A 13,344-nucleotide genomic window follows, 5' to 3' on the forward strand; every position below is an offset into this window, starting at 1 on the left:
GTATCAAATCTCTCATTAACCAAACCTAATGCACCATGTCGCTGCATATTTCAAGAGGGCGACGGACAAACATCTGCCACAAGATTACCCAAAAAATGGATCGTGAAGTGACGCAGTCACTTCACGATCCATAACTTTAATGGTAATAGTTTAGCCAATGTTTAGTCCAAAGCACTCGAGAACTGAATATAACAAGATGCACTTAAAGGACGCTTGCGGTTTTCCTAGATAGAAAAAATATCTTCCATTGCTTTTCTAGAGGCTGAATGATTCAGTGCAATAAGAAGGGCAAGCCTTGCTTTTTGCCCATTTAGACCTTTTGTGAAAATTACTCCTTTTTCTTTTAATCCTTTTCCACCACCAACATAACCATATACATCTTGTGCGATTCCATTAAAACATCTAGAAACAAGCACAATCGGTATGTCCTTTTTCAAGATTTCTTCCATAATTGGAACGAGGCTTGGAGGTACGTTTCCTTGTCCTAATGCTTCCAATACAATTCCGTCATAACCTAACTTTACAGAAGCTTCTAGTAAATCAGGATCCATTCCTGCATAAACTTTAAATAGTGCAACCCTTTTCGTGATACTTTGAATAGGAAAAACAGCACGATGATTAGGTGAATGATGAAAATGGACAATTGATTTGGAGATAAAACCAATTGGTCCGTATTGCGGACTCTGAAAAGTGCTTACATTACTAGCGTGCGTTTTCGTTACATTTTCCGCAGTATGTATCTCGTCATTTAAGACTACTAGAACTCCCTTTTCTTTTGCGTCCTCTGAACATGCAACTTTTATAGCAGACAATAAATTGTAAAGCCCATCTGATCCTATTTCATTGGAAGAACGCATTGCGCCTGTAAGAACGATAGGTATTGTTGTTTCCAAAGAAAGGTCTAAGAAATAAGCCGTTTCTTCCAGAGTATCCGTTCCGTGTGTAATGACAACTCCATCAATTTTTTGCTCGAGAGTGTAGCGTTCTATTAACTTTTTCAAAATGAGCATTTCTTTTGGTGTAATATGAGGAGAAGGTAAGTTAAACGCTTCTATTTCGATTATATTTGCATGTTCTTTTAATTTATCCCCCTCAAATATAAGGGGATTATTTTCTGTAGGAATAACTGCTCCTGTTGCTTCATTTACCTGCATGGAAATTGTACCACCAGTATGAATTAGTAATATAGTTTTCAAAATAATACCTCCGCAATTTTTACAAATTATCTAATATATAATGCTATAATAAAGACAACCACTGTCAGTATTTACTGAATTAGGTTAAAATGGTGAGCTTGAAAAAATCTTGACTAGAATTCGCAAATGCGAATTTGAGTTAATTGGAAGGAGTAAAAAAATGCTCATTCTACTTTCCGTTGCAATTGCTCCTGCTCTTGCGCTTTTAAGTTATTTCTATTTAAGAAGAGATATTGCAGAAGAACCCTCAAAATTATTGTTACATACATTTATATATGGCGCCATAATAACTTTTCCGATATTATTCATTCAACATGTTATACAAGAAGAAAAAGTGATTTCATCCATCTTTGTTCATCAAGCTTTAGTAACCAGTGCATTAGAAGAATTCTTTAAATGGCTTATCTTAATTATTGCTATTTACAAACATGTGGAGTTTAACGATCCTTATGACGGAATATTATATGGAGCAAGTGTTTCGCTTGGATTTGCAACCATCGAAAATATACTCTATTTATTGAACTTTGGAATGGATCAGGCTTTCTTGCGTGCATTACTTCCGGTTTCAAGTCATGCATTATTTGGTGTCGTTATGGGTTATTACTTAGGAAGAGCTAAATTTTCCGATGATAAAATAGCCAAATATGAAATTGCCTATGCTTTTTTAGCCTCTTTTATGTTGCATTGTGTTTATAATAGTATACTAATTATTAAAGGAATCGATTTACTTTTAATCGTTCCATTTATGTTGTTTTTATGGTTATTTGGCTTATCGCGAGTAAAGAAAGCCCAAATATTTTCACGTATTTAAAGATTTGAACATCATGAATACTTAGCAAAAGAAAAATCTGGCTAAATGCTAGATTTTTTTTGTATATTTGGGCATTTCTTATCCAAGCTATTCATAAAGGAGAGATGTCGTTTGAAACAATTAAAATACATCCTTATTAGCTTGGTGTTTTGTATGGTCAGCTATACATTTATAACGCAAGAGCAATCTACTCAAGCTTTTTCCACTCAAATTTTAGAGCGTGGAGCATTTGGTGATGATGTGATTGAATTGCAAGCCAGACTTCAATTCATTGGGTATTATAAGAGTGAAATTGATGGGAAATTTGGCTACAGTACCTATTGGGCACTTAGGAACTTTCAAGAAAAATATGGACTTCCAATCGACGGTTTACTAGGAGAATCAACAAAGAAAAAGCTTGTGAGTGCTTCTGAATTCAACAAAACTTGGGTGCATGAACAAATTAATAAAGGCAATAGTTTTACTTATTATGGAGGTACAGACCTAGGGAAACAAGTAAAAAATAAAAAAGCGGAAAGTACAAAAATGCAACTTCCTCCCAAATATACTGAAAAAGACTTAAAAATTCTTGCAAATGCAGTATATGGGGAAGCAAGAGGAGAACCATACGAAGGACAAGTGGCAGTTGCTGCAGTTATATTAAATAGAGTAGAGCACCCAGATTTTCCTAATACTATTTCTGAAGTAATTTTTCAACCTTTAGCATTTACAGCAGTAGCAGATGGCCAAATTTGGTTAGAGCCAAATGAACGAGCAAAAGAAGCAGTACTAGACGCATTAAATGGTTGGGATCCCTCAGAAAATGCTATCTATTATTTCAATCCAAAGACCGCAACTAGTAAATGGATTTGGTCACGACCACAAATTAAAACAATCGGACAGCATATTTTTTGCTCTTAAGGAGATAAAATGAAAAAGTATATATGGATCATTGCTTCTGTCGCAGTTATATTCCTGGTGTATCATTTTTCTATCCAAAGTAAGAATACCCGATTAGAAAATGCGCTTGCTATCCAATATTCAAACCAATTAACTACAGCCTCCGAAAAATTGACAAAATTAAGTGATTCCATAGACCAAACACTTTTATTCAAAGATAGAGAAGCACTAGACAAACCTTTAGAAGATGTATGGAGAATTTCTTCTGATGTACGTGCATCTATTTCGGCTCTACCAATAGATCACGAAACCTCCACTGTATGGATGAATTACTTAAGCAGAATTGGAAATGGTGCTTCCCTTGTAAAGACGGGGAAAATACCAATCGAAGAATGGCAAAAAAATATGACATCTGCTCGTGATAACTTAAGAGAACTATCCAATCAATGGGCTTTTACGAATAAAGATGAAGGAAAAAAAGATTATATCGTAAATACATTTGTATTAAATAAAGTAAATAAAGATAATGAGAAAAGCTGGAAGGAACTAGGGAATTCGGCGAAAGCATATACGGAAAGTGACTTTCCCATGACAGCTAGTGAAACGGATCATCAAAAAAAGAAAGATTTGCAACAAATTGAAGATTCGGAAGTGAGTTTAGAACAAATAAAACAAAAATTTGATCAACTATTTCCTGAATTAAAGGATGCAACAATTCATACTACTGAAAGCTCTAATGACGCTCCATATCCTTTTTATCACTTACAATATCATAAAGGTATACGTATTGGGTATGCGGATTTCACGAAAAAAGGAGGACATTTACTATCTTTTCTAATGGAACGACCGTTCGATAAAACGGCTATTAGTGCTGAGCAAATGAAAGAAAAGGCGAAGAGCTATATGAAGTCTTTTGACTATGCAGATACGGAAATGGTAGACTTTCGAGAAAACCATATCGCTTGGCATTTAGCTTTTGCAAGAGTAGATCCCGAAAACAAAGCACTTGTCTATGCAGATGGTATCCAGCTAAAGATAGCAAAAGATAATGGAGAATTACTAGGATTAAATGCGATGGAATATATACAAAAAGAAAAAATTGGTCCTCAGGAAATTAAACCTTTAAACTATAAAGAGTTATTTTCAGATGGCTTTTCTGTAGAAGAGGAGAGACTGTGTTTTGTAGAAAATAAGGAGTTGCAACAGCGACTGGCATATGAAATATTGACAAGAAATGATTCCATTGGCACCTATAAGATTTATATAGATACAGAAAACCATGAAATTCTACAAGCAGAAAAACTGCCATAAGAAATGTGCAAGCATTTGTAAAAAAAAATTTATAGAAATAAAATACTTTAAGTGTCATAATAGAACTATAATCACACTTAAAGAGGTAATGTGTATGAAAATTAAACTAGGGACCATTCTTATATTGGAACCTACTTTTGTAGAAAAAGTAGAGAAATATCGTTGTAAAGTAGTGGATTTAGACGAGCAATTTATCTATATTGACTATCCAATTGACATGATTTCAAATAAAACAGTTTTTTTAATGGAAGGGACTCATCTTCGTGCATCTTATGTGGAGGAATCTAAATCTGCGTTTGCTTTTCACACGGAAGTGTTAGCGAAGCGACAAGGTCAAATACCGATGATTAAGCTCTCATATCCAGGGGACTCGGAAGTTATTAAAATTCAAAGAAGAGACTTTGTGCGAGTGACAGCTTCAGTAGACGTTTCTATTCAATTTGAAGATGAAAAATATCAATTTGTAGCGGATGATATTAGTGCTGGAGGATCGGCTGTAATATTAAATCGCGAAGTTAAATTTAAAGAAGGAGACCAAATCTCCATGTTGATCCCTTTAGCATTTAATAATGGGGATATAAAATATGTAACCACTACAGCAGCTGTTATTCGAATTTGGGATAGAGGTCAGCAAAAATTAGTGTCCTTGCAGTTTACAGATACCGATGATTTAGACAAACAACAAATTGTCCGTTTTTGTTTTGAACGACAATTATTTTTAAGAAAAAAAGAAATGAATTAAAAGTCTGTGAATACAGGCTTTTTTTTTACGGATGGTTTTATGATAAAATATACTCGAATAGAGTGGAGGCTACAAGATGACAAAACAAATTCAAATCGCCATTGATGGTCCTGCGGCGGCAGGAAAAAGTACGATTGCCAAAAAAGCTGCAGAATTACTCGGATATACATATGTAGATACAGGAGCTATGTATCGAGCAATAACGTATAAAGCGATTCAATCAAACATAGATTTGCAAGACGGAGAAAAATTAACGAATATATTAAATAAAACATCTATTGAGTTGAAGCCTTCTCCAAAAGGTCAATTAGTTTTTTTAGATGATCAAGAAGTAACAGATGAAATTCGCTCCAAAGAAGTAACAGCTTCTGTATCAGAGGTTGCCGCGCACGCAGATTTAAGAAAAGAAATGGTATTAAGACAACTTGAAATGGGGAAAAACGGAAGTATAGTAATGGATGGTCGAGATATTGGGACGCATGTATTAACAAATGCAGAGTTAAAAATTTTCATGTCAGCAAGTGTAGAAGAGCGAGCAAGAAGACGATTCTTAGAAAATCAAAAAAGAGGAATTTCAACGAGCTTAGAAGAATTAATAGAAGAAATCGCTCTTCGAGATAAAATGGATAGCGAACGAGAAGCTTCCCCATTAATAAAAGCAGAAGATGCAATATTTATTGATACGACTTCTCTCACTATTGAAGAAGTATCGGAGAAAATTATGCAACTTGCAAAAGAAAGGATGAGATAATATGAATCTCTATTCATTTGCGAAAACAGTCGTGTATGCTGCTTTAAAGCCAATTTATCGTTTTGAAGTAATCGGAGCTGAAAAGTTTCCAAAAGAGGGAGGCATTCTATTATGTTCAAATCATATAGATGCGCTAGATCCACCTGTTGTCGGAATTAATGCGCCAAGACCTGTGAATTTTATGGCAAAAGAAGAATTATTTCATATTCCTATTTTAAAAAGTATTCTTCCAGGAGTTAATGCTTTTCCAGTTAAAAGAGGAATGAGTGATCGTGATGCCCTTCGCCGTGCCATAAAACTTTTAAAGGATGGGGAAGTAGTAGGTCTTTTTCCAGAAGGAACAAGAAGTAAGGATGGCACCTTGGGAAAAGGTTTTAGCGGAGCTGGATTCTTTGCACTAAGAGGAGAAGCCAATATTGTTCCTTGTGCAATTATAGGACCATATAAGCCATTTAGAAAGCTGAAAATAGTATTCGGAGAGAAGATTGATATACAACCCTATCGAGATCGAAAAGCTTCAGCAGAGGAAGTAACGGAAGTCATTATGACCAACATCGGTCAACTACTGGATCAATATAAAAAATTGAAATAATCAATTCTTTTACGTTTGATAAGGGCTACCTTTTGTATTTCTGTGCTAGTTCGCATAAAATAGACTTGAGACGTTGTGAAGGAGGATATCATATGTCAGAAGAAATGAACTTAGTCGACACACATGAGTTTAAAGAAGGAGATCTAGTGAAAGCGACGGTTGTGCAAGTAGATGAGAAATCGGCAATCGTAACAATTGAAGGTGCACCTTTTGATGGTATAGTTCCGATTAGCGAACTGTCTAGCTTGCATATTGAAAAAGCATCCGACGCCGTTTCCATCGGTGATGAACTGGAATTGATGATTACAAAAATGGAAGAAGCTAATTTTGTACTTTCCAAACGAAAAGTCGATGCTGAAAAAGCGTGGGAACATTTGGAAAAACAATTTCGATCAGGTGAAATTATTGAAACAGAAGTAAAAGAAGTTGTGAAAGGCGGATTAGTAGTAGATTTAGGTGTACGTGGTTTCATCCCTGCATCCTTAATTGAAGACCATTTCGTTGAATCATTTGAAGATTACAAAGGAAAAGTATTAACATTTAAAATTGTAGAATTTGAAAAAGAAAAAAATCGCTTAATACTTTCTCATAAAGCAGTTTTAGAAGATGAAAAAGCTGTAAGTAAACAAAAAACCCTTGAAACTATTCATAGTGGAGAAATATTAACTGGAATTGTTCGGCGAATAGCATCATTCGGTGCTTTTGTAGATATTGGTGGCGTAGATGGCCTTGTTCATATCTCCCAGATATCCCACGATCACTTAGAAAACGTGGGCGATATGTTATCGGAGGGACAAGAAGTAAATGTAAAAGTATTATCTGTAGACAGAGATTCCGAAAGAATTTCTTTATCTATTAAAGATACATTACCTGGACCTTGGGCAGATATTGAAGAAAAAGCGACAAAAGGCTCAATATTGGCAGGAACTATTAGACGTATTGTTTCTTATGGCGCTTTCATAGAAGTATTTCCAGGCATAGAAGGACTTGTGCATATATCTCAAATAGCGCATAAACATATTACAACCCCACATGAAGTACTTAAAGAAGGCGAAGAAGTCCAAGTGAAAGTGCTGGATGTAAATAGTGCTGATAAACGATTATCTTTAAGCATCAAGGATTTAATCGAAAACGAGAATGACTATAATTTAGAAGATTATCAACTACCAGAAGAGTCTAAAGGCTTCTCTATTAGTGATGTTTTAGGAGACAAGTTAAAAAACTTTACAAATAAAAACTGAATATAATAAAAAAACAGGCGATTTGATAAAGTCGCCTGTTTTTGTCATTTTGTTGTATAATACAAAATAGACGAAGTTGGAAGGATGAATAAGTAATGACAAAACCAGTAGTAGCAATCGTTGGTAGGCCAAATGTGGGCAAATCAACAATATTTAATCGCATCGTAGGAGAACGTGTATCCATAGTGGAAGATATCCCTGGAATCACACGGGATCGTATATATAGTTCAGCAGATTGGTTGACACATGAATTTAATATTATCGATACAGGTGGTATTGAGTTAAGTGATGAACCTTTTTTAGAGCAAATTAAGCAACAAGCTGAAATTGCTATGGACGAAGCAGATGTCATAATATTTTTGACAAATGGCCGTGAAGGAATTACCAGTGCAGATGAATACGTAGCAAAAATTTTATACAAAACGAAAAAACCTATTGTATTAGCAGTCAATAAAATCGATAATCCCGATATGAAAGAAATGATTTACGATTTCTATTCGCTTGGAATGGGAGAGCCATTTCCAATCTCGGGTTCACATGGGCTAGGTCTTGGTGATTTATTGGATGAAGTTGCTAAAAACTTTCCAGAGCCAAATGATGAAGATTATGGAGAAGAAGTGATTAAGTTTTCTTTAATCGGAAGACCTAATGTAGGGAAATCCTCTCTTATTAACGCGTTTTTAGGACATGATCGAGTAATTGTAAGTGAAATTGCTGGTACAACAAGAGATGCTATTGACACAGAATATTCTTTTGATGGACAAGAATATGTGATGATTGATACAGCGGGAATGCGTAAAAAAGGAAAAGTTTACGAAACAACGGAGAAATACAGTGTCCTTCGTGCTTTAAAGGCAATTGAACGTTCCGACGTTGTTTTAGTTGTGTTAAATGCCGAAGAGGGTATTCAAGAGCAAGATAAGAAAATTGCAGGCTATGCACATGAAGCTGGTAAAGCGGTTATTATTGTAATGAATAAATGGGATGCAATTGAAAAAGATGATAAAACGATGAATGAAATGACAAAATCCATTCGTAAGCATTTTCAGTTTTTGGATTACGCACCAATTGTTTTTGTTTCAGCGAAAACGAAACAACGAGTTCATGCTGTACTACCAGTTATTAACAGAGTGAGTGAGAATCATGCACTTCGCGTTCAATCTTCTGTATTGAATGAAGTAATTGAGGATTCTGTTGCACGCAACCCGGCTCCAACAGATAAAGGGAAAAAATTGCGTATTTATTATGCGACTCAAGTTGCCATTAAACCGCCAACATTTGTTGTGTTTGTCAATGAACCTGAAATGATGCATTTCTCCTATGAACGATTTTTAGAAAACCGTATTCGTGAATCATTTGATTTTGAGGGAACTCCGATTCGAATCATTACTCGTGCAAGAACTTAATTCTGTAGTTTTAAGGGGCGTATTTATATGGACAAAATAACTGTGCTTGGGGCAGGTAGTTGGGGTACGGCTCTTGCCATGGTTCTAGCTAATAACAATCATGATTGCCTTCTATGGTCACATCGAGAGGACCAAGCAATCGAAATTGATATCGACCATACAAACAAACGGTATTTACCAAATACAGTATTACCAAGTAATTTAAATGCTACAAGTGACTTTGAAAGAGCTATTGATCATGCCACTACCATTATTCTTGCCGTTCCTACGAAAGCAATTAGAGAAGTTTGCCAGCAGTTGAGAGCGCTTCTGAAAGAAAAAAAATTATTTGTACATGTTTCTAAAGGAATCGAACCAAATTCATTAAAGCGAATTTCGGAAATGATCGAAGAAGAATTACCCTCTAATTTGGTTGAAGCAATTGTGGTCTTATCTGGACCAAGTCATGCGGAAGAGGTTGTACTACATCACCCAACAACCATTACTGCTGCTAGTGAGAAACTAGAGGCCGCAAAAAAAGTACAAGATTTATTTATGAATAATTCTTTTCGGGTTTATACGAATGATGATGTTATTGGAGTAGAAATAGGAGCAGCATTGAAAAACGTGATTGGACTTGCAGCGGGGATCGTAGATGGTTTAGGCTATGGTGATAATGCAAAAGCTGCACTTATTACGAGAGGGTTAGCTGAAATTTCGAGACTAGGTATTAGTTTAGGTGCTGAAGCTTATACCTTTTCAGGTTTAACAGGTATGGGGGATTTAATAGCTACCTGTACAAGTGTTCACTCAAGAAACTGGAAAGCTGGGAATTTGCTTGGAAAAGGTGCTACTCTGGAAAGCGTTCTAGAAGAGGTGGGAATGGTAGTAGAAGGAGTGCGTACAACGCAGGCTGCCTACCAACTCGCTCAAAAACAGCAAGTAAGTATGCCGATAACAGAAGCGCTCTACTCTGTTTTGTTCGAACATGTTAATCCTAAAGAAGCTGTAGACACCCTTATGATTCGTACGAAAAAACATGAGTTAGAGGATTATAAAACTTTTTAAACGATCAGATCGATGTTAAACGCTTGCGTTCATAGATAGGTATTAGCCCTTTATGAAGGGAACTTATTGTGCACAATTTACTAAGCGTTTTCCATCAATCTGAAAACTCCTTCCAAAATATATAGTTATATCCACATTAAACTGGGTTGTACAAATTGCAACTCTTTTTTGATGTGTGATTCTTCTAAGTCTTAGAAAGTGGGGGATGGCCCATGTTATTAATATCATCTATGGAAAAAATGTGGATCTCATTTGGTTCTATGGGAAGTTTATTTTTAGCTATGTTGTTTATGTTCTTTGTTAAAACGAAGTTTAATAATAGATTCTTAAAAGCTATATTTGGTTTGATTGCGTACATATTGTTATTTATAGGCTTTATCACGATGGTATATATTATCTTTAATCCAACAAAAGCTTAGTAAGGAGATTAGGATGAAAAACATAAAACTTTTAGCTACTATTCTTTTAGGAATACTAGTTTTAACAGGATGTGGCTATAAAAGTGGACAACAGCCTGAAAATTTATTGCCATATGAAGATCAGTTAATGGCGGTTCAAAATGCCGTCAATAGCTTTAGAGAAGACTCTGGTGGTTTATTGCCGATCAAAACTCGAGATATGGAAACAGATCAATATATTAAATATCCCGTCGATTTTACAAAAATTGTTCCAAGATATATGGGCAAGTCACCAGCTAACTCTTTTGAAGCTGGCGGAATTTATCAATATGTACTAATGGACGTAGAAGAGAATCCAACCATAAAGTTAGTTGATTTACGTATTGCCGACACTCTACGTGATATTAACTATCGAAAAGGCATTAATGGCTATGGACCTATCGCAGAAATCATTGCAGAAGGTGTGTATAAGCTCGATTATAAAAAGATGGGATACAAAAGTGAGTTATCGGTACAAAGCCCTTATTCGGATACACAGTTGCCTTTAGTAGCAACAGGTGACGGGAAAATGTATGTGGATTATTCAATTGAACTAAATCGAATGCTTCAGGACAATAAAAGAAAAGTAAAACCTGGAGAGGATATTCGTCACCTACTCACGGATAACTTCGCTATTGTTCCTGCCTATTCACTTCCATATACAGTAAATGAAAAGAATGAACCAATTTTTATGTTGTCAAAATAAACGATTGAACGTTTCATGCGTAATGCATGAAACGTTTTTTTTGTGCATATATTAAATTGCGAAGAAAGGAGAGTATCCATGTCAAGTAAACTATATGAACAAATAGCAGAGCGTACTAATGGAGATGTGTATATTGGTGTTGTAGGGCCGGTTCGAGTTGGTAAATCTACTTTTGTGAAACGAGTAATGGAGCTAGTTGTTATTCCTAATATAAAAGAGGAATCAGAGAGATTGCGAGCTCAAGATGAGCTTCCGCAAAGCTCACCTGGAAATGTCATTATGACGGCTGAGCCAAAATTTGTTCCTGCGCATGGAACAAATATTTATCTAGGAGAAGAACAATTACGATTACAAATTAGGTTAGTAGACTGTGTAGGGTACATGATTGATGGAATAAAAACGCATTCAGGAGAAGAAGGGCAAAAACTAGTGCATACACCATGGCATAGTGAACCCATTCCATTTGAAGAAGCTGCAAGAATCGGAACAGACAAAGTGATACGTGATCACTCTACAATTGGGATAGTTGTGACAACGGATGGCTCCGTTAATAATATTCCGAGAAAAGCAGCAGAGAATGCAGAAAAACAGATCATTGCTCAATTAAAAGAAATTGGCAAGCCATTTGTCATCGTTTTAAATAGTAAAATGCCGGGTCATGCTGATACAATTCATTTATGCGATGAGTTACAAAAAGAACATGAAGTACCTGTAATTGCAGTAGCGGTGGATAGAATGACTGCAGAGGAAATTCAATACATACTCCAACAGGCACTTTATGAATTCCCGATTACAGATATTGAACTCGTTAAACCAGATTGGACCGATGTCTTAGAGCCGGATCATTTTGTTAACAATGCTATTACATCGTCGTTGCAAGAATGGCTTCAAATCGTATCTAAAATGAAAGATGTGAAAGAACTTGCCGCTAGATTTAAACAAGTTCCCTTCATTCAATCAGCAGACGTAGTAGAAGCGAACCCCGGACGAGGCTCTGCATGCATACAAATTGGCCTGAAACCAGAAGTATTTCAAGAAGTTTGTGATGAATGGTTAGATGAGCCAATTCAATCTAAAAAAGATTGGCTTTTATTTGTAAAAGAAGCTTCTACTGCTAAAAAAGCTTATAATAAATTTTCGGAAGCATTAGAGGCGGCCAAAAAACATGGATATGGGGTATCGCTCCCTACTATTCATGATTTCCAACCCTCAGCACCTGAAATTATAAAACAAAATAATTTTTATGGAGTTAGCTTAAAAGCAAAAGCAGCATCCCTCCATATAATTCGAGTAGATATGGAAGCGGAATTTGCCCCTTTAATCGGTTCTGAATTTCATAGTCAGCAGCTGCTAAAAGATTTAAAACATGGCTATTTGCATGATCGAGATGCATTGTGGCAAACACAAGTTTTTGGTACTTCCTTAGTGGAAGTAATGAAAGAGAGTTTACGTTATAAAACAGAAAATGTATCTGTACTTGCGAAAAAAAGAATGCGTGAAACGATTGAAAGAATGGTAAACGAAGGAGATAGAGGTTTAATTACGTTTATTTTATAAAATGGTTAATAATGGAATTTTAACTTCGAAAAATATCAAATAATTACACTGTGTATTCCTTGAACAAAGGTAGATAAAGTCGTTGATAATATGCAGAAAATTTAAAAAATAACCTAATTAATTGGAACGGGACTTTTCGCGTCTATGCGAAAAGTCCCGTTATTTCATTAAATTCATTGTTTTTTGCTTAAAGTTCTTAAAACACGTGCAAATTGTGTTGCGAAGCCTTTTTGGTTGTGATACTCTTTTTACAGGATTGAAGCTATCTTCCTTTGAGAGGAGGTGAATGTTATGAATAAAACAGAACTAGTGAACTCTGTTGCTGAAGCTACAGAACTTTCTAAGAAAGATGCTTCTAAAGCAGTTGAAGCTGTATTTGAATCAATTCAAACTGCTCTTGCAGATGGTGAAAAAGTTCAATTAATCGGTTTTGGTAACTTTGAGGTACGTGAACGTGCTGCACGTAAAGGACGTAATCCTCAAACAGGTAAAGAAATCGACATCGCTGCAAGCAAGGTACCTGCTTTCAAACCAGGTAAAGCGCTTAAAGACGCAGTTAAATAACTGATGTTGTCGTACATAGAACGGTTACCTTGAAGCTAGCTTCTTGGTAGCCGTTCTTTTCTTTTTGGCAATGACAGAAAAGAAACGATAAATATACATAATTG

The 13,344-nt window shown here is 35.6% G+C and carries 14 protein-coding genes; 13 read left to right on the plus strand and 1 reads right to left on the minus strand.

The window, feature by feature from the left end:
* Positions 1 to 224: 224 nt before the first annotated feature.
* Complete coding sequence (locus ACEPXD_RS07280) at positions 225 to 1,199, minus strand: asparaginase (RefSeq protein WP_391123084.1); 975 nt, start codon at positions 1,197 to 1,199, stop codon at positions 225 to 227.
* Between the two features lie 157 nt (positions 1,200 to 1,356).
* Between ACEPXD_RS07280 and prsW the strand changes: the two genes are divergently transcribed.
* The 13 genes from prsW (at position 1,357) to ACEPXD_RS07345 (ending at position 13,240) form a co-directional block, all read left to right on the plus strand.
* A complete protein-coding gene (gene prsW / locus ACEPXD_RS07285; protein WP_391121679.1) occupies positions 1,357 to 2,007 on the plus strand; it encodes a glutamic-type intramembrane protease PrsW in 651 nt (216 codons plus the stop codon).
* 153 nt (positions 2,008 to 2,160) lie between these two features.
* Positions 2,161 to 2,907 (plus strand): spore cortex-lytic enzyme, encoded by a 747-nt coding sequence (gene sleB, locus ACEPXD_RS07290; protein ID WP_391123087.1) that lies wholly within the window; start codon positions 2,161 to 2,163, stop codon positions 2,905 to 2,907.
* 9 nt (positions 2,908 to 2,916) lie between these two features.
* The gene (locus ACEPXD_RS07295; protein ID WP_391121682.1) at positions 2,917 to 4,197 is read left to right on the plus strand and encodes a PepSY1/2 domain-containing protein; all 1,281 of its coding nucleotides are present in this window, start codon (positions 2,917 to 2,919) and stop codon (positions 4,195 to 4,197) included.
* A gap of 94 nt (positions 4,198 to 4,291) precedes the next feature.
* Complete coding sequence (locus tag ACEPXD_RS07300; protein WP_391121685.1) at positions 4,292 to 4,939, plus strand: flagellar brake protein; 648 nt, start codon at positions 4,292 to 4,294, stop codon at positions 4,937 to 4,939.
* A gap of 76 nt (positions 4,940 to 5,015) precedes the next feature.
* Positions 5,016 to 5,690, plus strand: a complete 675-nt coding sequence (gene cmk / locus ACEPXD_RS07305; protein WP_391121688.1) for a (d)CMP kinase — start codon at positions 5,016 to 5,018, stop codon at positions 5,688 to 5,690.
* A gap of 1 nt (position 5,691) precedes the next feature.
* Entirely contained in the window at positions 5,692 to 6,282 is a 591-nt protein-coding gene (locus tag ACEPXD_RS07310) for a lysophospholipid acyltransferase family protein (protein ID WP_391121691.1), read from the plus strand.
* A gap of 92 nt (positions 6,283 to 6,374) precedes the next feature.
* A complete protein-coding gene (rpsA, locus tag ACEPXD_RS07315) occupies positions 6,375 to 7,523 on the plus strand; it encodes a 30S ribosomal protein S1 (protein ID WP_391121694.1) in 1,149 nt (382 codons plus the stop codon).
* Between the two features lie 95 nt (positions 7,524 to 7,618).
* Positions 7,619 to 8,929 carry a ribosome biogenesis GTPase Der gene (der, locus tag ACEPXD_RS07320; protein ID WP_391121697.1) on the plus strand — a complete coding sequence of 437 codons (1,311 nt, stop codon included), beginning with the start codon at positions 7,619 to 7,621 and terminating at the stop codon, positions 8,927 to 8,929.
* A gap of 27 nt (positions 8,930 to 8,956) precedes the next feature.
* Complete coding sequence (locus tag ACEPXD_RS07325) at positions 8,957 to 9,976, plus strand: NAD(P)H-dependent glycerol-3-phosphate dehydrogenase (protein ID WP_391121700.1); 1,020 nt, start codon at positions 8,957 to 8,959, stop codon at positions 9,974 to 9,976.
* Between the two features lie 212 nt (positions 9,977 to 10,188).
* The gene (locus tag ACEPXD_RS07330) at positions 10,189 to 10,395 is read left to right on the plus strand and encodes a DUF2768 domain-containing protein (RefSeq protein ID WP_391121703.1); all 207 of its coding nucleotides are present in this window, start codon (positions 10,189 to 10,191) and stop codon (positions 10,393 to 10,395) included.
* 13 nt (positions 10,396 to 10,408) lie between these two features.
* Positions 10,409 to 11,119, plus strand: coding sequence for a hypothetical protein (locus ACEPXD_RS07335; protein ID WP_391121706.1), 711 nt, complete (start codon positions 10,409 to 10,411; stop codon positions 11,117 to 11,119).
* A gap of 78 nt (positions 11,120 to 11,197) precedes the next feature.
* On the plus strand, positions 11,198 to 12,676 hold the full coding sequence (gene spoIVA / locus ACEPXD_RS07340) for a stage IV sporulation protein A (RefSeq protein ID WP_391121709.1): 1,479 nt from the start codon (positions 11,198 to 11,200) through the stop codon (positions 12,674 to 12,676).
* 291 nt (positions 12,677 to 12,967) lie between these two features.
* Positions 12,968 to 13,240, plus strand: a complete 273-nt coding sequence (locus ACEPXD_RS07345) for an HU family DNA-binding protein (protein WP_090561787.1) — start codon at positions 12,968 to 12,970, stop codon at positions 13,238 to 13,240.
* The last annotated feature ends 104 nt before the right edge of the window (positions 13,241 to 13,344 follow it).

This window comes from Psychrobacillus sp. L3, assembly GCF_042945595.1.
Lineage (GTDB): Bacteria > Bacillota > Bacilli > Bacillales_A > Planococcaceae > Psychrobacillus.